Annotated in this window: 24 protein-coding genes and 1 riboswitch; of the genes, 15 read left to right on the plus strand and 9 right to left on the minus strand. The window is 51.3% G+C overall.

What is annotated here, in order from left to right:
* Positions 1 to 38: 38 nt before the first annotated feature.
* Both BLR50_RS00900 and BLR50_RS00905 read right to left on the minus strand, forming a co-directional pair.
* Positions 39 to 824, minus strand: a complete 786-nt coding sequence (locus BLR50_RS00900; RefSeq protein ID WP_092637550.1) for a CPBP family intramembrane glutamic endopeptidase — start codon at positions 822 to 824, stop codon at positions 39 to 41.
* Complete coding sequence (locus tag BLR50_RS00905; protein WP_092637552.1) at positions 824 to 1,291, minus strand: MarR family winged helix-turn-helix transcriptional regulator; 468 nt, start codon at positions 1,289 to 1,291, stop codon at positions 824 to 826. Before BLR50_RS00905 ends, BLR50_RS00900 begins: the two co-directional genes overlap by 1 nt.
* Before the next feature lie 159 nt (positions 1,292 to 1,450).
* Between BLR50_RS00905 and BLR50_RS00910 the strand changes: the two genes are divergently transcribed.
* The 8 genes from BLR50_RS00910 (at position 1,451) to BLR50_RS00945 (ending at position 9,855) form a co-directional block, all read left to right on the plus strand.
* Positions 1,451 to 1,882, plus strand: a complete 432-nt coding sequence (locus BLR50_RS00910) for a 2-thiouracil desulfurase family protein (protein ID WP_092637554.1) — start codon at positions 1,451 to 1,453, stop codon at positions 1,880 to 1,882.
* Positions 1,883 to 1,991: 109 nt separating this feature from the next.
* Positions 1,992 to 3,194, plus strand: coding sequence for a DUF2029 domain-containing protein (locus BLR50_RS00915; protein ID WP_092637556.1), 1,203 nt, complete (start codon positions 1,992 to 1,994; stop codon positions 3,192 to 3,194).
* A gap of 178 nt (positions 3,195 to 3,372) precedes the next feature.
* Positions 3,373 to 4,524 carry an ABC transporter substrate-binding protein gene (locus BLR50_RS00920; protein ID WP_092637558.1) on the plus strand — a complete coding sequence of 384 codons (1,152 nt, stop codon included), beginning with the start codon at positions 3,373 to 3,375 and terminating at the stop codon, positions 4,522 to 4,524.
* Between the two features lie 90 nt (positions 4,525 to 4,614).
* Entirely contained in the window at positions 4,615 to 5,493 is an 879-nt protein-coding gene (locus BLR50_RS00925) for a branched-chain amino acid ABC transporter permease (RefSeq protein WP_092637560.1), read from the plus strand.
* A 233-nt stretch (positions 5,494 to 5,726) separates the two neighbouring features.
* Positions 5,727 to 6,638 carry a branched-chain amino acid ABC transporter permease gene (locus BLR50_RS00930; protein ID WP_162840265.1) on the plus strand — a complete coding sequence of 304 codons (912 nt, stop codon included), beginning with the start codon at positions 5,727 to 5,729 and terminating at the stop codon, positions 6,636 to 6,638.
* Positions 6,619 to 7,350: an ABC transporter ATP-binding protein gene (locus BLR50_RS00935; protein ID WP_162840266.1), complete on the plus strand. Its 732-nt coding sequence runs from the start codon at positions 6,619 to 6,621 to the stop codon at positions 7,348 to 7,350. The genes BLR50_RS00930 and BLR50_RS00935 overlap by 20 nt, the downstream gene beginning before the upstream one ends.
* Positions 7,351 to 7,433: 83 nt before the next feature.
* A complete protein-coding gene (locus tag BLR50_RS00940) occupies positions 7,434 to 8,177 on the plus strand; it encodes an ABC transporter ATP-binding protein (RefSeq protein WP_162840267.1) in 744 nt (247 codons plus the stop codon).
* A gap of 220 nt (positions 8,178 to 8,397) precedes the next feature.
* Positions 8,398 to 9,855, plus strand: a complete 1,458-nt coding sequence (locus BLR50_RS00945) for an NCS2 family permease (protein ID WP_092637568.1) — start codon at positions 8,398 to 8,400, stop codon at positions 9,853 to 9,855.
* Between the two features lie 82 nt (positions 9,856 to 9,937).
* Here BLR50_RS00945 and BLR50_RS00950 read toward each other — a convergent pair whose 3' ends face one another.
* The 3 genes from BLR50_RS00950 to BLR50_RS00960 are packed head-to-tail and all read right to left on the minus strand — an operon-like array spanning position 9,938 to position 11,631.
* Positions 9,938 to 10,396, minus strand: a complete 459-nt coding sequence (locus BLR50_RS00950; protein WP_092637570.1) for a hypothetical protein — start codon at positions 10,394 to 10,396, stop codon at positions 9,938 to 9,940.
* Positions 10,397 to 10,431: 35 nt separating this feature from the next.
* Complete coding sequence (locus BLR50_RS00955) at positions 10,432 to 11,106, minus strand: endonuclease III domain-containing protein (RefSeq protein WP_092637571.1); 675 nt, start codon at positions 11,104 to 11,106, stop codon at positions 10,432 to 10,434.
* A gap of 54 nt (positions 11,107 to 11,160) precedes the next feature.
* Complete coding sequence (locus BLR50_RS00960) at positions 11,161 to 11,631, minus strand: methylated-DNA--[protein]-cysteine S-methyltransferase (protein ID WP_092637573.1); 471 nt, start codon at positions 11,629 to 11,631, stop codon at positions 11,161 to 11,163.
* Positions 11,632 to 11,879: 248 nt separating this feature from the next.
* Here BLR50_RS00960 and BLR50_RS00965 point away from each other — a divergent pair, with 248 nt between their 5' ends.
* Positions 11,880 to 13,613 carry an ABC transporter ATP-binding protein gene (locus BLR50_RS00965; protein WP_092637574.1) on the plus strand — a complete coding sequence of 578 codons (1,734 nt, stop codon included), beginning with the start codon at positions 11,880 to 11,882 and terminating at the stop codon, positions 13,611 to 13,613.
* Between the two features lie 43 nt (positions 13,614 to 13,656).
* On the opposite strand, the gene BLR50_RS00970 is transcribed toward BLR50_RS00965, so the two are convergent.
* Genes BLR50_RS00970 through BLR50_RS00980 form a run of 3 tightly spaced genes read right to left on the minus strand, consistent with a single transcriptional unit; the run spans position 13,657 to position 15,543 of the window.
* Complete coding sequence (locus tag BLR50_RS00970) at positions 13,657 to 14,214, minus strand: flavodoxin family protein (RefSeq protein ID WP_092637576.1); 558 nt, start codon at positions 14,212 to 14,214, stop codon at positions 13,657 to 13,659.
* Between the two features lie 24 nt (positions 14,215 to 14,238).
* A complete protein-coding gene (locus BLR50_RS00975) occupies positions 14,239 to 14,871 on the minus strand; it encodes an L-2-amino-thiazoline-4-carboxylic acid hydrolase (RefSeq protein ID WP_092637578.1) in 633 nt (210 codons plus the stop codon).
* Between the two features lie 9 nt (positions 14,872 to 14,880).
* Positions 14,881 to 15,543 carry an L-2-amino-thiazoline-4-carboxylic acid hydrolase gene (locus BLR50_RS00980; RefSeq protein WP_092637580.1) on the minus strand — a complete coding sequence of 221 codons (663 nt, stop codon included), beginning with the start codon at positions 15,541 to 15,543 and terminating at the stop codon, positions 14,881 to 14,883.
* Between the two features lie 52 nt (positions 15,544 to 15,595).
* Positions 15,596 to 15,690: riboswitch (NiCo riboswitch) on the minus strand.
* A gap of 254 nt (positions 15,691 to 15,944) precedes the next feature.
* On the opposite strand from BLR50_RS00980, the gene BLR50_RS00985 reads away from it, so the two are divergent.
* Entirely contained in the window at positions 15,945 to 16,136 is a 192-nt protein-coding gene (locus BLR50_RS00985) for a hypothetical protein (protein WP_092637582.1), read from the plus strand.
* A 102-nt stretch (positions 16,137 to 16,238) separates the two neighbouring features.
* A complete protein-coding gene (locus tag BLR50_RS00990; RefSeq protein ID WP_242871658.1) occupies positions 16,239 to 17,228 on the plus strand; it encodes a helix-turn-helix transcriptional regulator in 990 nt (329 codons plus the stop codon).
* 44 nt (positions 17,229 to 17,272) lie between these two features.
* Here the strand turns inward: BLR50_RS00990 and BLR50_RS00995 are convergent, their stop codons facing one another.
* The gene (locus tag BLR50_RS00995) at positions 17,273 to 18,445 is read right to left on the minus strand and encodes a Fic family protein (RefSeq protein WP_092637584.1); all 1,173 of its coding nucleotides are present in this window, start codon (positions 18,443 to 18,445) and stop codon (positions 17,273 to 17,275) included.
* A gap of 292 nt (positions 18,446 to 18,737) precedes the next feature.
* Between BLR50_RS00995 and BLR50_RS01000 the strand changes: the two genes are divergently transcribed.
* The 4 genes from BLR50_RS01000 (at position 18,738) to BLR50_RS01015 (ending at position 21,060) form a co-directional block, all read left to right on the plus strand.
* Entirely contained in the window at positions 18,738 to 19,580 is an 843-nt protein-coding gene (locus BLR50_RS01000) for an ABC transporter ATP-binding protein (protein ID WP_092637586.1), read from the plus strand.
* 43 nt (positions 19,581 to 19,623) lie between these two features.
* Complete coding sequence (locus tag BLR50_RS01005) at positions 19,624 to 20,277, plus strand: ABC-2 transporter permease (protein ID WP_092637588.1); 654 nt, start codon at positions 19,624 to 19,626, stop codon at positions 20,275 to 20,277.
* A gap of 8 nt (positions 20,278 to 20,285) precedes the next feature.
* Positions 20,286 to 20,657, plus strand: a complete 372-nt coding sequence (locus tag BLR50_RS01010) for a GntR family transcriptional regulator (protein WP_092637590.1) — start codon at positions 20,286 to 20,288, stop codon at positions 20,655 to 20,657.
* A gap of 103 nt (positions 20,658 to 20,760) precedes the next feature.
* Positions 20,761 to 21,060: an HIRAN domain-containing protein gene (locus tag BLR50_RS01015; protein WP_092637592.1), complete on the plus strand. Its 300-nt coding sequence runs from the start codon at positions 20,761 to 20,763 to the stop codon at positions 21,058 to 21,060.
* Positions 21,061 to 21,138: the final 78 nt, after the last annotated feature.

Raw genomic sequence — 21,138 nt, forward strand, 5'->3', positions numbered from 1 at the left:
AAGGGCGGAAGTAAAATTCCGCCCTTAACTATTGTGGTTCAACTATGCTGTTCTTCTGCATTCGTTTTTGTTGCATACGCTGATTTTTTAATAAAAAGCCTAATCAGCATTGTTCCCGCAATCATAATTAACGAAACAATAATACTGGTCGATAGCTTCTCTTCAAACACAAATGCCATCTGAAACGCATTGAAGGAGCAGTGAAGCAGGATGGAAAGCCATACATTCTTGCTGAACTCGAAGAGTGCGGCCTGTGCAACGGACATACCCACAAGCAGTAGATAAAACGGAATAAATTCAACCTGGGATTGAGAGGAGCCTTGGATAAAAAACAGCGGGCCATGCCAGAGTGCCCAGATTATCGAGGTGATAACGGCGGATAACGCGAAAGGAAGCTTCTTTTCCAGCTCGGGCTGAAGCACCCACCGCCAGCCAACCTCCTCCATCCCGCCGCCGAAAAGCATAAGCGGAACAAGGAGAAGGGCAATATAAACCGGGATACCCAATGTGATTTGGCCTGCAAAAAACGGGAAGATGAAATACAGCAGCAGAAACAATACCACCAATAAGTAAGAGAACACGGAGCTTTTGAAACGGAAGGATTTTTTGATAAATTCTTTAAACCCTGCAATTCGATTTACTTTTTTCTGCGCAATATAAGAGCCGAATGCGGGGCCGAACGAGCCTAAAAGGTATAATGTTATACAGAAGGGGCTTTCCAGCTTCATGCCGCATAAACCGGTGAGAACTAAAACAACTCCCCAAAGAAAATAGGATATGCCAAAGGTGATAAGCAGATAGGAAAGAATCAGTTTTCTGTTCATTATTCTGTCTCCTCTTCATGATTGTCGAATCCGTCCATTTCAATGCCGTCAAACGCGTAAAAGCGTTTTAACAGCGCCCACAATTGTTCAAGCTCCTCGGTGGTGAATTTTTCGGCGGCACGGTTTAAAAAGCCGTCGCTCGCCTCGGCAAACTCCAATGCGGCTTGAAGGCCGGCCGGAGTGAGAGAGATGTTCACGGCTCTTTTATCGGTTGCATGAGGTTCGATACAGACATATTGCTTTCGCTGAAGGCTTTCCACCAGCTGCTTTGCATTCTGCTTGGTGGTGCCAAGCTTTTTGGCCAGCATATTATAAGAGCGTTCACCGGAAGGGATGTGCTCGACTGCCAGCATCAGCATAAACTGCCTTAAGGTGATTTTGCCTGACAGCTTATTGCTTTCTTCCTGAATCTTATTATTAAGTGAAAAAACAGTTGCAAATATCTGCTTGATAAGAAACTGCTTCAAAGCGTTGCCTCCAAAAATGACAATATATTGTCTATATGCAATTATAATATTGCTTAAAGTGAATGTCAAGCTTATATTGGGAATCTTTATAAAAACTTGATAACTCTCCAAAGCAATTCTATAATGTATTTATTATTTTGACAGGAAGGTTTTAAAAGTATGAATATTCTTGTGAGCGCCTGCCTTTTAGATATCCCCTGCCGGTACGACGCGAAGGGCACCGCAAGCGAAGCGGTTTTAAAGCTGATGGAAAAACATACGCTCATCCCCGTATGCCCCGAGCAGCTTGGCGGCCTGCCCGCGCCCCGCGAATGCTGCGAGCGCTGCGGCAACCGCGTGCTGACCAAATCGGGGGTGGACATCACCGAGCCTTTTGTCAAAGGGGCGCAGGAAACTTTACGGCTTGCGGCACTATATGGGTGTAAGCTCGCCGTTTTAAAGGAGCGCAGCCCCTCCTGCGGCAGCAGCATTATCTATGACGGCACCTTTACGGGCAAGAGGATTGACGGTAAGGGCGTTACCGCAGAGCTTTTGGAACAAAACGGGGTTCGGGTAATCAGCGAAAACCGGCTGGACGAGCTGGAATTGTAAATTTTTATCTTTACATTCTCTCCTCATTGAAAGCACAGCCGGAGTATGCTAAAATATGTGACGGTTAACCGAACATAATATTTTTAGAACATAAAAACGAGGGAATGGAATGGAAAAGGCAATCACCCGCTTTTTTTATCAGGAGCTGCCGATTGGGCAGAGGATAAAAATAAGGGTTTTGGATATCTGCTTTTTTATGGGCATCACCTTGGTAGCCGCCGCTGCTCGCGTGCTGCTTTTTAATGTTGAATCTCTCGATTACCGCGATTTTTTAAGCCAGTGGTACACCGCCGTAGACGCGGCGCCCGGTTTTTCGGCGCTGGGTGTTTCGGTGGGCAACTATAACCCGCCCTATATGTACCTGATGAAGCTGATGACGCTGCTGCCCATGCGTGGGCTGTTCGCCATCAAGCTGTTCTCCTGCGTGTTTGAGCTTGCCGCCGCCGTTCTTGTGATGGTGATGGTGTATGGCTTTTATAAAAATATCGGCTATGCGCTGGGGGCTTATGGGGTGTTTCTGTTTGCACCTACCGTGATGCTCAACGGCTCGGCGTGGGCGCAGTGCGATATCATCTATTCATTCTTTCTGCTTTTTTGTGTAGCTGCCTTTATTAAAGACCGCCCGATGCTGGCCTCGGTGATGTTCGGCATTGCGTTTGCGTTTAAGCTGCAGGCCATTTTTTTGGCGCCGCTGCTGGTGTGGATGTGGCTTGGCGGGCGGGTGAAGTTCAGGCAGCTGCTGATAATACCCGCCATATTCCTTGCGGCTCTTGTTCCCGCATGGCTTGCAGGCAGGCCGCTTACCGAGCTGCTCACCATCTATATCAATCAGACCGATACCTACAATGCCAGCCTTACCTTAAACTACCCCAACATCTATACCTTTATCGGTAATGCCTATGTTGAGTCAATCTCGGTGGCGGGTATCTTTATCACAGCGGCGGCAATCGGCCTGCTGCTCTACTTTGTGCTGTCTGCCAGAGCTTTACCCGATGCCGATCTGATTCTTACCTTCAGCTTCTTCTCAGCGATGCTGCTGCCGTTCTTTCTGCCCCATATGCACGACCGCTATGGCTTCCCCGCTGATGTGCTTGCCGTTTTATATGCATTTAAGCGCCCCCAAAAGCTTGCCGCTTCGGTGGTATTTACGCTTGTTTCGCTGGTGGCGTATGGGCCTTATCTGCTGGGCCTAGAGGCGATCCCACTGCCCTATGCAGCGCTTGGGTACATCTTCTGCCTGTGCTATGTGGGCGCCGACCTTGCAAAGCAGTGCCTTGGGCAGCAGGGCGAAAGCCGATTGCGGCAGGATTAACGATGAGATAAGTATTATAATGTAAAGAGAATAAGCTATATTGCCGGAGAGCGTGCCCCCCAAAGGGCGCGTTCTCCGGCTTTTTGCAGTAAGGCCGTTCTTACATAAAACGGACAGCTTGCGCATAACAATTGCATAGTGCAGCTTTCTGGAACAGCGGCTTTTAGGAGGATGTGGTATGCGCAGGATTTTTATTTTGTTGTTGGTTGTTTCCTTGCTGTTTACCGCCTGCGCGCAATCGGAAAATACCCTGCGCCTGGGCGTAAACCTTGAACTGACCGGCCGCCTTGCGTGGTACGGCGACGCCACGCTCAAAGGTATTAAGCTGGCGGCAAAGGAGGTTAACGCAGCGGGAGGGATACGCGGAAAGCGTATTGAACTGGTAGTGCTGGATAACCGCTCGGAGAACGCCGAGGCTGCCCTTGCCGCCATCCGGTTAGCGGGAAGGGAGAACGTAAAGACAATCATCGGGCCGTCGACCTCTGGCGGGGTGAAGGCATCGCTCGCGGCAGGCTGCGGCGTGCCGATACTGGTGCCCTCCGCCACGGCGGATGATCTGGCACCCAAGGGCGGGGCAGACAATGAGATGTTCCGTATCTGCTATACCGACACCATGCAGGGGAAGGCAATTGCGCGGTTTGCCGTAAAAAAGGGCATTCGTACTGCGGCAATCCTTACCGAGAGCTCCAGTGACTATTCGCGCGGGATGTCGCAGGTATTTGCTAAAACCTTCAAGGCCTTAGGCGGAACCGTTACCGCGCAGGAGTATTACGCAAGCGGCGAGACCGACTTCTGCACCGTGCTTACCAAGCTGAAGCAGCAGCCGTTTGATGCGCTGCTTCTGCCCGGCTACTACACCGAGGCGGCGCTCATCATACGGCAGATGCATGAGCTTGGGATAAAGGCCGTGCTGCTTTCGGGAGACGCGTTCGACGTTCCGGCCTTGGATGAGCTGGTGCAGAGCAGGGAGTATCTGAGCAACATCTATTTCACCGACCATTATGCCCCTGCGGGCAAGGAGCATTCCGACTTTGCCCGCAGCTACCATAAAGCTTACGGGGAGCAGGCCCCCGCCTACGCGGCGCTGGGGTATGACTGTGTGAAGCTGTTTGCGCTGGCGGTGCAGAAAACCGAGGGCGCCGCAACCGCCGAGATTGCGCAGCAGCTTGCCTACACCACCGATTACAGCGGGGTGACGGGTGTGATCACCATTGATGAAAACCACAACGCGCTGAAAGCGGTGCATATCATCGAGCTGCAGAACGGGAAGCGCAGCGAGGCGGCAGAAATTGAGCCGGATAATATAAATCAATTTACGAAAAATCCATAAAACATTTTGTTTGATTTTTAGTACCAAATTTATTATGCATGGTTTTGCATGATCGTGTTAAGTATAAGCGAAGTTTGAGGTGAACGGCGGATGGGCGGCTGGGCGGAACAGCTGATAAACGGCCTGGCGGTGGGAGCCGTATACGCCCTGATTGCGCTTGGCTACACGCTGGTGTTCGGGGTGCTGAGGCTTTTTAACTTTGCCCACTGCGATGTGATGATGGCGGGGGCCTATATCGGCTGGCTGTGCGCCGAACGCCTTCGGCTTGGGCTGCTGCCTGCGGCTGTTGCGGCGGCGGGGGTATGCGCGCTGCTGGGGCTTGTTGTAGAGCGTTTTGGCTACCGCCCGCTATACGGTGCCAGCGGAATGCCGCTGATGGTGGTGGCGCTGGGTATCTCGCTGTTGCTGCAGTACACCGCCATGCTGCTTTTTGGCGCGGGAGCACGGGTATATCCCTTTGGCTATACCGGCGGGGTGGTGCGCATCGGTTCGGTGACACTGCCGGCTTCCAAGCTTACGGCGCTGCTGCTCTGCGTGGCACTGACAGCGGGGCTGGAACTGGTTTTAAAGTACACCCGCGCGGGGCGGGCGGTACGCGCGGTGGCCGACGATAAAACCGCCGCCAGGCTGTGCGGCATCTACGAAAACCGCGCGGTCAGCCTTGCATTTGTGCTGGGCTCGGCACTGGCGGGAATCTCGGGGGTGGTGTACGGCTCGATGTATCTTGTTTCGCCGCTCATGGGGCTTACTCCGGGGCTTAAGGCGTTTGCGGCGTCGGTAATCGGCGGCATCGGCAGCATACCGGGCGCGGTGCTGGGTGGGCTTGCACTGGGGCTTGCCGAGGCGCTTGCGGGTGCCGCCTTTGGCACCGCCACCAAGGATATGGTTTCGTTTGTGCTGCTGATTGCGTTTCTATTACTGCGCCCGGGCGGGATTATGAACTCGAAATCGGGTACGGGCAGGGTGTAGATGATATGCTGCAGGAAACTACCCAGCGCCTTAACCGATGCAGGGGTGAACTGTGCTCGCCCACGGTCTATACGCAATCGCAGGTAATACCGCGCACGCGCAATGCGCGCCCCTACAAAAAACTTTGGCGGGCGGATATAACCGCGGGGATCAAGGACGCCGCCCCTTGCAGCATCTTTTCAAAATGTGGGTGTGCAATGCACCGCCATTATAACAACAAAGGAATCTCTGAAATGAAAAAAATCCGCTTGGGGGTTACAAAATACATCCTTGCCGCCGCGGCGGGGCTGCTGCTTACCATGCTGCTTAACCGTGATGCCTATGCCGCGGCGATTCTATCCCGTATGTTTATTGCGGCGATGATGGCTGCAGGCTTAGACCTTTGCGTGGGGCTTGCGAGGCAGCTCAGCCTCGGGCAGGCGGCCTTTATGGCGGCGGGCGCTTACGGCTGCGGCACGGTTGCCCTGGTGGTAAGTGAAAGAAGTCTGCCGGGTGTGGCTGCAGGCTTAACGGTCGGGGTTGCGGCCGCTTCTGTTACCGCACTGGCGGTGGGAGCTGTGGTACTGCGGCTAAAGGGTGATTATCTGGCGGTGGCGACACTCGGCCTTGGTGAGATAGTGCGCGTGGTTTTGGAAAATTGCGCACCGCTTGGGGGGGCGGCTGGGCTTTACCATATCCCCCGGTTTACCACACCCGAGCTCGCCTTTGCGGCGGCCCTTCTGTGCGGGGTATTCGGGCTGTGGTTTGCCCGTTCCCGCAACGGGGTGCTGTGCCGCGCCATGGGGCAGGACGAAATCGCCGCGGCGTCTATCGGTATTAACCCCATGTGCATGAAGCTGCTGGCCTTTACGCTGGGTGCCGCGATGACCGGCCTTGCGGGCGGGCTGTATGCGGGGCTGCTGGGGTTTATCAGCCCAAAGGATTTTACCTTTGCACGCTCGGTGGATATTCTTGCAGCCGTTGTAATCGGCGGGGCGGGTACCACCATCGGCCCCATGCTGGCGGCGATGCTGATTGAGGCGTTGAGCGCCCTGCTGCAGGGGGTAGCCAACATCCGAATGATTCTGTACGCGGTTATACTAATTGTAGTAACAATTATAAAGTATACAAAAGGAGGCCGCCGCCGTGCACCTGTTAAGCTGTGAGGGCATTACAAAACGTTACGGCGGTGTAACGGCGGTAGACGGTGTGTCGCTTTCGGTGGAGGAGTACGAAACGCTCGGCATTATCGGCTCTAACGGGGCGGGCAAGACCACGCTGTTTAACATCCTCACCGGGTTTGATAGGCCGGACAGCGGCACCGTAACCCTTCGATTGAATGAGCGGGAGCTGCAGGTACAAGGGTTCGGTGCCTTTACCTTTGCGCATATGGGGGTGGGCAGAACCTTCCAGAATCTTCGGCTGTTTGAGGAAATGACGGTCTATGAAAATATACGCACTGCAATATTATCGATGAAACGTACAGAAATAGCAGCCGAAGAGCTGCTTAAGCTGTTAGGGCTGACTGAGCAAGCGGAGATGCCTGTAAACAAGCTGCCCTACGGAACACGCAAGAAGGCGGAGCTTGCCCGTGCGCTGGTTTGCACCTGCGGGGTGAAAAAGGGGTGCCGCCTGTTGTTTTTAGACGAGCCGGCCGCAGGCCTTACCACCGCCGAGGCGTATGAGCTGGCATTATTATTGCTTCGGCTAAAAAAGCAATACGGCCTTACAATGGTTTTGATAGAACACAACATGGCCTTTCTGGAGGACCTGTGCAGTACGCTGTGCGCGATGGATGAGGGGAAGATTATCGCCGCAGGCAAGCCGCAGGAGGTGTTCTCGGCAGCTGTGGTGCGGAGCGCAATCTTCGGAGAGTAGTGAATTTAAACAATACTACAAATGGTATATCTGCGGCGGGGCGGCTGAATTTGTGGATAGCGCCGGAAGGTATGGGAGTACATATGCTAAAGGTACAGGGGCTGAATGTCGCCTACGGGCAGGTAAAAGCAGTGCGGGAGGTTAGCCTGCAGCTCAACAGGGGTGAAACCGTGGCACTGCTGGGGGTAAACGGTGCGGGGAAATCTACAGTTCTGCTGGCACTGGCGGGTATCTTGAAGCCCGAAAGCGGTAAGATTCTGTACCGTTGCGGTGATAATTATTCGGGCAACAAGGGCAACGGCATTATTCGCCCGAGGGGGAAACCCCATGGTATACCCGCCGGGCAGTTTGACAGTACGAGCGGCCAATGGGTTGATATCACAACAATGGGTGCTCAGGAGCGGGTGCGGCTGGGTATCGCTCTGGTTCCCGAGGGGCGTCATGTATTCCCCACCGCCACGGTGCGGGAGAACCTGCTTGTAGGGGCGCATATTCGCGGGGATAACGAAGTTGAAGCAGACGTTGAGCGCATGTACCGCCTGTTCCCCGCATTATACGAAAAGCAGCGCATACCGGCAATGTCACTCTCGGGCGGGCAGCAGCAGATGCTGGCTATCGCGCGCGCACTGATGAGCCGCCCAAGATTACTGCTGCTCGATGAGCCCACCATGGGCCTTTCGCCCAAGCTGTGTGAAGAGGTCTACCGTTTTATTGAAAAGTCAAGCGCCGAGGGGCTTACCGTGTTGGTTTCGGGCGAAGACGGCAGGAGCTTGCGCCAAATCTGCAGCCGAGCACTTACCGTAGTAAACGGAGCCTTGCGTACATAACACTGTTTTTTTACAGTACAGTGTTAAATTATCGACAAAAAAGCCGTATAAGAAAGTGCAAAATGCCGAAAATAGAAATACTATTTTGAAATTGTGAACCTAATATTGATTTTCTTTTAACAGATGAAGTATAATAAAACCAATAATTATTGTGAAGGATTACCGGGCAACTTCGGCGCTTGCGTAATCCTTTATGATTTAAAAAACAGGAGGAAAAATGATGGAGCGATTCTTCAAACTCAAGGAGAACGGCACCAAGGTTTCTACCGAAATCATGGCGGGCTTTACCACGTTCTTCACCATGGTTTACATCATCTTTGTAAACCCGAATATCCTTTCTAAAACAGGTATGCCATGGAACGCGGTATTCCTCGCAACGATTATCAGTGCCGCGGTTGGCACGCTGGTAATGGGCCTTTTTGCAAATGTTCCTTACGCACAGGCCCCCGGCATGGGCTTGAATGCCTTCTTCACCTTTACCGTATGCTTCGGCCTCGGCTTTACCTGGCAGCAGGCGCTGGCTATGGTATTCATCTGCGGTATTGTTAATATCATTATTACCGTAACCAAAATCCGCAAGAGCATTATTAAAGCTATCCCCGAGAGCATCCAGAATGCTATCGGCGGCGGTATCGGTATCTTCATTGCTTATATCGGTGTGAAGAACGCAAACCTTCTGCAGTTTACCTCCGATAATACTAACCTTGTTTCGATTAATGGTCAGCCCTTTGCGGCCGATGGCAGCTATTCAAACATCTTCTCGGCTATAACCAACGGCGGTATCGTTCCGGCACTGGTTGATATTAACACAATGGGTGTAATCCTTGCCGTTATCGGACTGGTTATCACCGTGGTACTGCTTGTGCTCAAGGTGAATGGGGCTATCTTAATCGGTATCCTCGCCACCACTATCATCGGTATTCCTATGGGTGTAGTTGATCTTAGCACAGCAACCATTTCGTTTGATAACATCGGTGCTTCATTCGCAGATCTTGGTACTACCTTCGGTGCTGCCTTTGGCGCAGATGGCTTTGGTTCGCTGTTTGCAGACCCTGCCAAGATTCCTCTTGTATTAACCACCATCTTCGCATTCAGCCTTTCTGATACCTTTGATACCATCGGAACCTTCATCGGCACCGGACGCCGCAGCGGTATCTTTAGCGAGGACGATCTCAAGGCACTTGAAACCAGCACCGGATTCAAGTCCAAGATGGATAAGGCCTTGTTCGCAGACTCTATCGCAACCTCTGTGGGTGCTATCTTCGGTACCTCTAACACCACCACCTATGTAGAGAGCGCCGCGGGCATCGGCGCGGGCGGCCGCACCGGCTTAACCAGCGTGGTTACCGCCGTGCTGTTCCTGCTGTGCATCCTGCTTGCTCCTATTGCAGGCCTTGTTCCGGCAGCCGCTACCGCTCCCGCACTGATTGTAGTTGGCATAATGATGATGTCCGCTTTCAAGAACATCAAGTGGGATGATTTTGATGAAGCGGTTCCCGCCTTCTTTGCCGCGGTATTCATGGCGCTGTGCTACAACATCTCTTACGGTATTGCCGCGGGCTTTATTTTCTACTGCATCGTAAAGCTCTGCAAGGGCAAGATCAAAGAGGTTCATCCCATCCTTTGGGTATCAGCACTCCTCTTCATCATCAACTTCGTTGTTTCCGCTTTAACCTGATAGTAAAACCAAATCAATTAAAAAACCTCCCTTTGCAGGGAGGTTTTTTATGTCTTATCCTATTAACAGCAAGCCTGAAGGCTTATGCTGTGATGTCCAGTAAAGAGGCGACGTTTGCGGCATTCAGGGTTTTGGCATAGCTTTGTATTGCATTGCTTGAAGCGGAAGAAGTAAACAGGCTTTCCACCGCCTGGGTGCTTAATGCAAGCTCACTGCCCAGCAGGTCGTACATACCCGAAAGATTGTTGCCACCGCTTAGCAGCTTCATGCTGCCGCTTGAAGAGATGATGGAACTAAGCTTTTCTGCAGAGTCGAGCTGGCTGAACGTGAAGCAGCTTTTCACAAAGGTATCGACATTCTGCAGCGTTGAAAAGCCGGAGGAAGAGGCGTTCTCAAGGGAAGCAAACGCCGTGGAGAGGTTGGACACGTTAAAGGTGTTCTTGGAAACCGCGGAGGTTTTGCTGGCATACTTTGCATAGGTATTGCTTCCGGTAAAGGCAAAGTTGTTGTAATAGGATGAGGCAAGATTCGATATTGTCATACACAACTCCTCCTTATTCCACGTTTCTATGAGAATTATAGCACATTTTTCAGTATTTGTCCAGATATTTCATATGTACACCGACTAGTTATCGGGCATCCGTCGCAGCAGGGCTTCACCTTGCAATGCTCCTTGGCGTGCGCCACAATCAGGGCGTGGAACTCGTTATAAAGGTATAAGTCTTGCGGAATGCTTGCTTCAATGGCAAGGCGGAACTCGTCGTAATCCTTTGGTACGGTAAGCCCAAGCCGCTCAAACAGGCGGCGGGTGTAGGCGTCTACCACAAAGTAGGGCTTATCGAAGGCGTACAGCAGCATTGAATACGCCGTTTCGTGCCCCACACCGTTTAGGGCAAGCAGCTCCTCGCGCAGAGCCTCGCCGCTTTTGGCGCGCACACGGTTGATATCAAAGCCGTACCCCTCATACCAGCGTGCAAGGGTTTTTAGGCGCACCGCCTTTTGATTATAGTAGCCGCTCGGGCGGATGATCTCCGCTAAGTTTGCCTCATCGCAGGTAAGGATATACTGCGGGGTGAGGTTCTCGCCAAAGCCTGCGAGCGCCCGTTCCACGTTGCTCCATGCGGTATTCTGTGTAAGAATTGCCCCTACCATCATCTCAAACGGGGTTTGGGCGGGCCACCAATGGCGCTTGCCGTAGGCGGCCAGCAGTTTATCAAACAGTTCGGTTAAGCCTTCGTAATGTGCAGCCATAATAACCCTCTCCGGCAGTGGTATGTGATTTGCCTTGTGCTAGACAGCGGTTCGCTACGCAGGGGGCAGGTGACCGGTTTGCTCAAGGGCGAGCAGCCTGCTTTTAATATCCAGCCCGCCCGCATAGCCGGTTAGCGAACCGCCTGACCCCACCACCCGGTGGCAGGGGATGAAGATGGGCAGCGGATTCCTGTTGCAGGCCTGCCCGGCGGCGCGGCACCCTTTCGGGCTGCCCGCACACTCGGCCAGCCGGCGGTAGGTGAATGTTTTGCCGTAGGGGATATGTACAAGCTCGGCCCATACGCGCAGCATAAACGGCGAACCGCAGGGCATGACGGGTGTCGTGAAGCGAGTAAGCTCCCCGTTAAAATAGCGCAGCAGTTCTTCCTTGGCTCGCATGAGCAGTGGGGTATTATCGTCAAACGGCAGTTCCTGCTTGCCGCAAAACTCCACCGAGGTGAGGGCGCCGTTTTGCTCGGTAAGCAGTATATTGCACAGTGGGGAAGCAAAGAACAGTCGGGGCATGAGCGTTCCTCCCTTTTTATTGTTAAGGGGCATGATTAGTGGTTCGTATAAAGCAACTATATGTTCTTCTGGCAATAAAGGAACCGGTAACATTCACTGTTTTGGGTTATTATATCATTTTGCCTAAAAAAGTTCTATGGCCAAGGCGAAAATTTTCGCCCATAATTTAAGATTTGCACTTGCCAAAAAAGCCCACGCGGGATTACAATGATTAGCATATCTTTATGAAACAGGGGAGGGAAAAGCGGATGAAACAGTTAAAACGCTTTATTCATTACTACAAGCCCTATCAGGGGCTGTTTTACCTTGATATGTTCTGCGCGCTGGTGCTGTCGGGTATCGATTTGGTGTTCCCCGTGCTGGTGCGTTACCTGATGAGCGACGTATACGAGAAAAAGCCCCCCAATATGCTCGAGCTTATCCTGATTACGGGCGGCGCGCTGCTTGTACTTTATATCCTGCGCTACTTCTGCCAAAAGTTCATCACCTCATGGGGGCATATCATGGGGGCAAGGATGGAGGCGGATATGCGGCGCGACCTGTTTACCCACCTGCAGGAGCTGCCCTTTTCGTTTTACGACAACAGCAACACCGGCAAGCTGATGAGCCGCTTGACCAACGACCTGTTTGATATCTCGGAGCTGGCGCACCACGGGCCGGAGGATATCTTCATCTCGATTATGAAGATTCTCGGGGCTGTCGCCATCATGCTGTTTATGGATGTGCGCCTGACGCTGATTATCCTTGGGGTTACCGTTGTAATCATCCTGTTTACGGCGTTTTTTAATATCAGAATGCGTTCGGTTTTTGCCAAAAACCGTGAAAAGATAGCACTGGTCAATGCACAGATTCAGGACAGCCTTACGGGCATACGGGTGGTGAAGTCCTTTTCCAACGAGGCAATAGAGGCAGCAAAGTTTGAGGACGGCAACCGCCAGTTTTTAGACACCAAGGCAGAAAGCTACCACCTGATGGGCACCTTCTTCAGCGGCAGCAGCTTTCTGCAGGGGGTACTCTACCTCAGCGTGCTGGTGGTGGGAGGTATCTTTTTGTGGCAGAATTCTATCAATACCGCCGATATGGTAACCTATATTCTTTATATCAACGTGTTTTTAAACCCCATCGACCGGCTGGTGAACTTTACCGAGCAGTTTCAGCGCGGCATGACGGGCTTTACGCGTTTTCTGGAGATTTTGGATACCCAGCCGGATATCAAGGATCGCCCGGGCGCGGTGGCGCTGCAGAACGTGAAGGGCGACATCGTGTTTGAAAACGTATCGTTCAGCTACGAGGGCACTTCACAGGTGCTTAACCATATCAACCTCACAATTAAGGCGGGCCAGAACATTGCGCTGGTTGGCCCCTCCGGCGGCGGCAAAACCACCTTTTGCAGCCTTATTCCGCGTTTTTACGAGGTGGATGAGGGCCGTATTTTGGTAGACGGCACCGATATCCGGGATATCCGCCTCTCCTCGCTGCGCGGCAGCATCGGCATGGTGCAGCAGGATGTTTACCTGTTTAACGGCACGGTGCGCGATAATATCCTTTACGGCAGACCAAGCGCTACCGACGAGGATATTATAAAGGCCGCGAAGCTGGCCAACGCCCATGACTTTATCATGGAGCTGGAAAACGGCTACAATACCTATGTGGGCGAGCGTGGGGTGAAGCTTTCGGGCGGGCAGAAGCAGCGCATCTCGATTGCACGCGCATTCTTAAAGAACCCGCCGGTGCTCATCCTCGACGAAGCCACCTCGGCGCTGGATAACGAGAGCGAGCGGCTGGTGCAGCAGTCGCTCAAGGAGCTTGCCAAGGGCAGAACTACGCTGGTGATTGCACACCGCCTTTCCACCATCCAGAACGCCGACTGCATTGTGGTGCTGACGGCAAACGGCATTGAGGAGACGGGCACCCACGCGCAGTTGATGCAAAAGGGCGGGGTTTATGCCAGCCTGCACAGCGAGAGTGTGAAGCTGCGATAACACAAAAGGGCAAGCCGAAAAGATAACGGCTCGCCCTTCTTGTTTAATCTGTAATACCGCTTCCCAGCGCTTCGGCCCTGGTAAGTGCGTCGGTGTTCAGAATATCACCCTTTGCGTTTACATTCGGTACTTTGATAATGCCGAGGTCTTTCCACCCGATAAATTCGGCACAGGCTTGGTAAGACTTTATGATACCGTCAAAATCCTTAGCCGCTTCGGTGCCGGCACAGACCATCAGCGCACATTCCTTTATCTTCAGCGGCCGTTTGCAGTCTGGCATATAGTAGGCGTACATGCGGTCAAGACACATCTTCAGCTGTGCAGGAAAGCTGTACCAGTAGAGCGGGGTAGAGATGACTAGCACATCCGAGGTTTCGTAAAGCTCCGCCAGCTTTGTAAAATCGTCTTGTATCGAACAGGCGGTTCCCTTGCTCCAGCAGGTGTCGCAGGCTCGGCAGCCCGAAAGCTTTTTAAATGCCGCTTCAAACTTGGTTACGTTATGCCCCGCCGCCTCTGCTCCTTTGATGAAGGCATTTGCCATCAGGTCGCTGTTGCCGCCCCTGCGGGGGCTGCCGGTAAGAACCAGTATGTTTTTACTCATGTTGTCGCTCCTTTTATGGTAGGTTTATTTGTGGCCTTTTTTATATGAGAAATCGCAGACGGCGCAGCCTTTTGCAAGTGTACCGCCTCTTTCAAATACCACCCTGGGTGCCAGCGGGTTGTAGGTGAGCTCGTCGGTTTCGCAGAAGATGGGGCAGAGCTCGGGCACCCCGCGCTTTTTCAGCTCCTCGCAGTACAGGCAGGATTTCATGTTAAAAGCGAGGCGCGTTTTGCTGTACTCTTTCCACTCGATATCCCAGCCCTCTTTAGGATAGCCGTAGCCTACCACCGGCTTCATCAATGTTTTAAAAAGCCCGTAGATGAAAGGCAGCGTGCCTAAACGGCGCATCTTTGCGGCAGGAGAAACCATCGACTTAAAGACCTCCTGCCGGATGAATTCAAGGGCCTTGCTCTGCTCTATGCCAGCCTGCAGCAGGATCTTATAGGCTGCGTAGGCGGGAAGAATGTTGTTGCTTAAATGGTTATGTATTACCTTGCTGTTACGGTCATTCATCCCCGCCAGCTCTTCTTGATAGAGCCGAACGGATTCATGATAGATTACGTTGCCTGTCTTATTTGAAAACGCTGTAATTAACGCTTGCCGAAGGTTGGGCAGGATGGTTTTGCGAAAGGGATTGTCGTTTTTGCTTTGCGGCATAATGGGTCCTCACTTTCTGTTATCAAAGCCCTTTTCGGGCGCCCACTCACATTCCCCCACAACCAGCAGGCGGCAGTTACAGCAGTCGTCACCGTCGCCGAGCGTTTTGGTTCGCTCAAATCCGCTGCCAAGGTAGTGGGACATCAGGTAATCCATGCGGCACATTGCCGGGAACAAGCCAAGCGCGTCGTAATCCCTGCAAAGCTTGATCATGCCGCATTCATAGATTTCATACTCCACAACATTCTCCGCAAATTTAAGATTGCGAATCTTCCAATCGTAAGGGTGAACGGTGTTATCGCTTGAACGTATTTCGTGCTGCCGCCCCTTCTTGTAAAGTGCATCGACAGACTGCTTGTTTGCAAAGCCGCGAAACGCTTTAGGGATCATTGTTATGAGATTCTCGTTCATTGCCCAGAGGTTTTCGCAGGCCTCGGTATTACTTTGCCCCAGCTCCAGAAAGGTTTTATACCACGCGATATAGCAGGGGCAGAAGCTGAAGTTCTGTGCAAAAACACTGTCGCCGATATCAGGCACGGCAGGCAGAATTTCGTTTAGGCGGGTGTTAGACTTCTTTTTTAAAACAGCAAAGAAATCTGCGCCGTATTTCTTGCGAAAGTACTTCTTTGAACGAATCATGGCGATGCGGTTGATTAGCGTTGTCTTACTCATACTGTATCTCCAATTCTAAATTTGGGTATAAAAAAACACCCGCGGAACATCGAACTGTCCCGCAGATGTGATAATCATCCGCTGCCGCATATCGGCCCGGCCTCTGCAAACCCGTTTTCGGCTTGCCGCCTGTTCAGTTTGTACTGTAGCTGCGCGTAAAAGCGAAGGAGCTTTTGACGTGAACGCCGATAGCGTTGATGCAGTGCAAAGAGAATATACCATTATTGTATAGGATTATTGCTTCTTTGTCAAGAACTTATACTAATTCCAATTAGAAACATAGAAATCATTTAAGTGAAGACGTCGGATTTCATTGAATTCCGGGGTAAGAATACAGTACATTTTATTGTACCGCTGTTTTGATATTGTAAAGTTAAGGGGTAAGAACGGAGGGTAACTGTATGAATAACCTTGGCGGGTTTGATTTTGGCGGTTCAGCAAAGGATAACGCGGATAATTTTTATGCTTACAACGAAACAAGCGGCGGGGGAGGTAATAACAAAAACAGCGGCTGCTCGGGCGGCGGATGCCTGGGGGCATTGGCGGTTTTTGGCGTTATCTACCTAATCGTTTCGCTGTGCGGAGGGCATTAAAGGGTAGAATTGTGCGGCAAAAGCCTGAAACAATACATTATTATGGAAATCGTCTGAAAATCTGATATAATTAGAGCAAAAGCATGAACTGGAGTGGTACCTGTGGCGAAATCGCCAAACCAGAAGCTGAAGCTGTTATATCTGATGAAGATTCTGCAGGAGAAAACGGATGAAAACCACCCGCTTACGGTGCCCCAGCTGATAGAGGAGCTGGAGCGCTACAACATCCTGCCCGAGCGCAAGAGTGTCTATGATGATATAGAGGCGCTGAGAATATTTGGGCTGGATATCGAAAACGCCAAAGGCAGAAGCGGCGGCTATTATGTATCGAGCCGTACCTTTGAGCTGCCCGAACTCAAGCTCTTGGTGGATTCGGTGCAGGCCTCGAAGTTTATCACCCATAAAAAATCGCTGGAGCTGATTAAAAAGCTCGAGAGCTTTGCCAGCCGATATGAGGCGCAGCAGCTGCAGCGGCAGGTGTATGTGACCAACCGCATCAAGGCCATGAACGAGAGCATCTATTACAATATTGACGCCATTCACAGCGCGATTGCCGAGAACCGCCAGATAACGTTTAAGTATTTTGAATACAGCATTAAGAAGGAGCGGGTGTATAAGCATAACGGCGCATGCTACCACATAAGCCCCCTGGCCCTCACCTGGGACGACGAGAACTATTACATGCTTGGGTATGACGGCGCGGCGGGAATGATCAAGCACTACCGCGTGGACAAGATGGAGAGCATCGAGATAACCCAGACTGCCCGCGAGGGAATAAAGGAGTTTGAAGCCATTGACATGGCGGTATATTCAAAAAAGATCTTCTCAATGTTCGGCGGAAAAGAAGAGAGCTTGAAGCTGCGGTTTAGTAATGAGCTGATTGGTGTGGTGATAGACCGCTTTGGCAAGGATGTACCGGTGGAGCCGGACGGGGAAGGGCATTTTATCGTACATGAGAATGTCTTTATCAGCCCGCAGTTTTTCGGCTGGCTGTGCAGCTTTGGCGGTAAGGCGAAGATTCTTGCGCCTGAGCAGGTAAAGGAAGCCTTTGCCCGGCATGTGCAGGGGGTTTTGGAGGAGCAGAGCAGATAATAAACAAAAGCCGGCCTTAGTGGTCGGCTTTTATTCTGCTTAAACTATTGAATGTTTGCGCGATATTTCACCTTGCTGCCGTACCGCTGGCCGGTGAGCAGCCCCAGCTCCTCAAACTTTAATACAAAGCTGCGGATGGTGGCGTAGGCTGCATTGCGAAAGTCCTTCTCAAGCTGCTTGGTGGAAAATTCATTGGAACCGTAAGCGGAGAGCACAAAATACCATAAATCCTTCTCGCGTTCCGTCACCCTGCCGCTTTTGAGCGCCTCCTGAAAAAGCGGGAGGATATCTGCCTGCGAGGTGGGAGCCGCAATCTGATTATAAACATGGTTTACAAAATAGATTAAAAAAGGGGTAATATCCAGCACGCCGCTGAGCTTTTCGTTCTGCTCCACCAGCGTATAGGCCTCGTAGTATTCTTTACGGCTGGTGTTCACATAGTGCGAAAAGGGGACGAACATCGCGGCGGGGTAGCCCTGCTGCACCAGATACCACAGGTGCACAAGCCGTGCCATTCTGCCGTTGCCGTCAAAATACGGGTGCAGGTAGCCCATGTAAAAATGGATGGCCGCCGCCTTGAGCAGGTCGTTCTTCATATTATCGGCTTGGATGAAGGCAATCAGCTTGCCCATATATTCCGGCAGCTTGCGGTAAGGTAACCCCTCGTGCTCCACCTTGCCGCCCACGATAAACACCGTATCGTGCCGGTAGCGGTTGCCGGGCAGCAGGCGGTCGTTCGGCTCTAAATACTCCTCTACCGTAAGATGATAGAGCTTATACAGGTTTTCTTCGGTAATCTCATTTTCGGGGTTGCTTATAAAATCCAAGCCCCGCTTCATGCCGTAAATTCGGTTTTCGCTGTCGTCTGCAGGGGCATAGCCGTTTAATATGCGGCGGATGCTCTCGCGGGAGGAGTTGATATTCTCGATAGTAAAGGTGGAGTGAATCTCATCCTCCATTGCCTGAATGCCATAGGAATGCCCGCCCAGCTGCGGCGAGAGCAGCAGCTTTACGGTGGAAAGGCTCAGCTGCACCAGATTCTCCAGATATACAATGGGGCTGCCGTTAAAATCGTTAATCGCAAGCGGCTTGTAAAGGGAAGCCTTGAGCAGGGCAATAAACTCCGCCACCGCTTGGGCGGAGTATTTATATTGCAGCTTTTTTAAATCCAGACGGTTTTTATCCGAAAGCATCTCAGTAAATAGCTTTGCGTCCATAGCGGCCTCCGTTCTTGGTTATCATCCATCAGTGAAGTGTTATAATATAGTATCAGTTTATATCAGTATAGCATGACTTATACAGTGTTTCAAGAAAAATTTAATAGGCAATGGCTTAAACCCAACGACTGCGGTTCATTCGGAAAATTTATCCTGCGCCTATTGAAAAATGAAGTCTTTGGTGTTATACTGTGCATATACGATATAACAGTTTGCGAAACGCTGCTGAAATCGATAAGATTTAAAATTCACATATCGAATCACTATCGCTTAGAAAGGACATGAGAGCATCATGGAGTTATTGAAGGTAGAAAATCTGAGTAAAAAATACGAGCGGTTCGAGCTCAAAAATGTTTCATTTTCGCTTGAAAGCGGCTTTATTATGGGGTTTATCGGGCGAAACGGCGCGGGTAAGACCACCACGCTTAAGTCGATGCTAAACCTTGTGCACGCCGACAGCGGCAGAATTACCATAGCCGGAAAGGATTTTAAAAGCGATGAATTCGACTGCAAAAAGAACGTCGGCTTTGTGCTGGGCGGCGTGGATTACTACCCCAAGAACAAGCTCAAGGCCATCACCGACGTCACCAAGCGGTTTTACGAGGAATGGAACGAGGAGGAGTACCAGCGCTGCTTAAAGCGGTTTGAGCTTGACCCCGAAAAGCGCGTGGATGAGCTTTCTGCGGGCATGCGGGTGAAGTATTCGCTGGCGCTGGCGCTTTCGCACAACGCGCAGCTGCTGATTCTTGACGAACCCACCAGCGGGCTCGACCCTGTTTCGCGCGACGACCTGCTCGAGCTGTTTCAGGAGCTGATTGAAGACGGCGAGCACAGCATTTTGTTTTCCACGCACATTACCTCCGACCTTGAGAAGTGCGCCGATTACATCACCTACATCAAGAACGGCGAGATACTTGCCAGCACCGAGAAGGACACATTTTTGAATACCTATCGTCTGGTAAACGGTAAAGCCGAGCAGCTTACTCCCTTGCTTGCAAAAAAGCTTATCGGCTGCCGCGAGCACAAGTTCGGGTTTGAGGGCCTGATAAAGGCCGAGGACATAGCCTTAGCCGAGGGCACCGAAATAGCGCCCGCAGACCTTGAAGCTATTATGGTTCACCTTGAGCGCAAATAATAAACGTTACGGTTCATTAATAAAACAGAAAGGGCATGCTTGTATGTTCAATTTACTATATAAAGAGTTTAAACTGGCGGCACACCCCACGGTGTTTATCTTTCTCGCCTTTGCATTTATGATGCTCATCCCATCCTACCCCTACTATGTGGCGTTTATCTATACCTGTTTATCCATCTTCTTTGTGTTTATGTCGGGCCGCGAGAACAAGGATGTTTTTTATACCGTTTCGCTTCCGATTAAAAAGTCTGACGCAGTGAAGGCACGTTGCACGATGATTGCGATTATTGAGCTTGTGCAGATGATTGTTTCTGTACCGTTTGCGATACTTGGTGCAAGCATCAACCCGAATGCGGACGGAAACCAGGCGGGCATCGAGGCAAACGTGGCCTTCTTCGGCTTGGTGTTCATTATGTTCGCCCTGTTTAACGTGATATTCATCCCCGGCTTCTACAAGACAGGGTATAAAATCGGCGCGCCGTTTGTAGCGGCGGGCACTGCGGTGTTACTGTACATTGTTGCGGCGGAATCACTTGTGTGGATACCCACGCCGCTTAAAAGCTTTTTGGACACCACCGCGCCGGATATCATGGTAAAGCAGCTGCCCATTCTGGCTGTGGGTATGATTCTCTGGGTTGTGAGTGTTATCGCCTCGTATAAGACGGGCGCCGCAAGGTTTGAAAAAGTAGATTTGTAGAGGGAAGTATGGATATTGTTATTTCCAACACATCGGAAACCCCGCTGTATATGCAGATCTACGAGCAGATCTGCGCCCAGATTATTACGGGCGAGATTCCGGTTGAAAGCTGCCTGCCGCCAATTAGAACGGTAGCCAAGGAGCTGCGGATTAGTGTGATACCGGTAAAAATGGCATGGGAGGAGCTGGAGCGCGGCGGGTTTATCTACACCATGGCGGGTAAGGGCTGCTTTGTGGCACCGCTGCAATCGGGCGAGCTGAACTTAAAGCGTGATAGCCTTGCCTATGCCAAGATGAAAGAGGATATTGCGTATTACCGCTCGCTAGGGCTTTCGATGCAGGAGATTATAGAACTGGTAAAGCGGTGTTATAACGAATAGAATACAGTCATCTTGCAGCCGTGGAGCGACTTATAGTAAAACATAGTCCGTTTTATGGTACACCCCTTATGGTACATTGGTATCATAAGGGGTGTAGATTTGTATGGAGAAGAATTCTTTTGTAACCATCACCGGCGCAAACCATTATTACGGCGTGAAGCCATTCGAGGTAGGCCGCATCATTAAGCTGGTAAAGGAACCGGATAATGAATACGATATGGACGCCATCCGCGCCGCGCTGCCCTATATCGGAAAGATAGGCTATGTTGCCAACAGTGTGAATACGGTAATCATGGGTACAATGAGCGCGGGAAGGGTATACAACCGGTTTGGGGATACTGCCCACGCGAAAATTATGTTTATCACCCATGCGGGCGTAATCTGCGAGTTGATGCTAAGGTAGATATTACATACAAGCAGAAGGTTAACTGCGGGTGGGGGCATAAATCGTCTGAATAGAGCAATTAGACAAAAGTGACTT

This window comes from Acetanaerobacterium elongatum (assembly GCF_900103835.1).
Lineage (GTDB): Bacteria > Bacillota > Clostridia > Oscillospirales > Ruminococcaceae > Acetanaerobacterium > Acetanaerobacterium elongatum.

Excerpts from the sequence above, each read along its gene's own strand:
- BLR50_RS00900 (WP_092637550.1), bottom strand. The coding sequence starts at position 824 with ATGAACAGAAAACTGATTCTTTCCTATCTGCTTATCACCTTTGGCATA.
- BLR50_RS00910 (WP_092637554.1), top strand. The coding sequence starts at position 1,451 with ATGAATATTCTTGTGAGCGCCTGCCTTTTAGATATCCCCTGCCGGTAC.
- BLR50_RS00915 (WP_092637556.1), top strand. The coding sequence starts at position 1,992 with ATGGAAAAGGCAATCACCCGCTTTTTTTATCAGGAGCTGCCGATTGGG.
- BLR50_RS00920 (WP_092637558.1), top strand. The coding sequence starts at position 3,373 with ATGCGCAGGATTTTTATTTTGTTGTTGGTTGTTTCCTTGCTGTTTACC.
- BLR50_RS00925 (WP_092637560.1), top strand. The coding sequence starts at position 4,615 with ATGGGCGGCTGGGCGGAACAGCTGATAAACGGCCTGGCGGTGGGAGCC.
- BLR50_RS00930 (WP_162840265.1), top strand. The coding sequence starts at position 5,727 with ATGAAAAAAATCCGCTTGGGGGTTACAAAATACATCCTTGCCGCCGCG.
- BLR50_RS00940 (WP_162840267.1), top strand. The coding sequence starts at position 7,434 with ATGCTAAAGGTACAGGGGCTGAATGTCGCCTACGGGCAGGTAAAAGCA.
- BLR50_RS00945 (WP_092637568.1), top strand. The coding sequence starts at position 8,398 with ATGGAGCGATTCTTCAAACTCAAGGAGAACGGCACCAAGGTTTCTACC.
- BLR50_RS00950 (WP_092637570.1), bottom strand. The coding sequence starts at position 10,396 with ATGACAATATCGAATCTTGCCTCATCCTATTACAACAACTTTGCCTTT.
- BLR50_RS00955 (WP_092637571.1), bottom strand. The coding sequence starts at position 11,106 with ATGGCTGCACATTACGAAGGCTTAACCGAACTGTTTGATAAACTGCTG.
- BLR50_RS00960 (WP_092637573.1), bottom strand. The coding sequence starts at position 11,631 with ATGCCCCGACTGTTCTTTGCTTCCCCACTGTGCAATATACTGCTTACC.
- BLR50_RS00965 (WP_092637574.1), top strand. The coding sequence starts at position 11,880 with ATGAAACAGTTAAAACGCTTTATTCATTACTACAAGCCCTATCAGGGG.
- BLR50_RS00970 (WP_092637576.1), bottom strand. The coding sequence starts at position 14,214 with ATGAGTAAAAACATACTGGTTCTTACCGGCAGCCCCCGCAGGGGCGGC.
- BLR50_RS00975 (WP_092637578.1), bottom strand. The coding sequence starts at position 14,871 with ATGCCGCAAAGCAAAAACGACAATCCCTTTCGCAAAACCATCCTGCCC.
- BLR50_RS00980 (WP_092637580.1), bottom strand. The coding sequence starts at position 15,543 with ATGAGTAAGACAACGCTAATCAACCGCATCGCCATGATTCGTTCAAAG.
- BLR50_RS00985 (WP_092637582.1), top strand. The coding sequence starts at position 15,945 with ATGAATAACCTTGGCGGGTTTGATTTTGGCGGTTCAGCAAAGGATAAC.
- BLR50_RS00995 (WP_092637584.1), bottom strand. The coding sequence starts at position 18,445 with ATGGACGCAAAGCTATTTACTGAGATGCTTTCGGATAAAAACCGTCTG.
- BLR50_RS01000 (WP_092637586.1), top strand. The coding sequence starts at position 18,738 with ATGGAGTTATTGAAGGTAGAAAATCTGAGTAAAAAATACGAGCGGTTC.
- BLR50_RS01005 (WP_092637588.1), top strand. The coding sequence starts at position 19,624 with ATGTTCAATTTACTATATAAAGAGTTTAAACTGGCGGCACACCCCACG.
- BLR50_RS01010 (WP_092637590.1), top strand. The coding sequence starts at position 20,286 with ATGGATATTGTTATTTCCAACACATCGGAAACCCCGCTGTATATGCAG.
- BLR50_RS01015 (WP_092637592.1), top strand. The coding sequence starts at position 20,761 with ATGGAGAAGAATTCTTTTGTAACCATCACCGGCGCAAACCATTATTAC.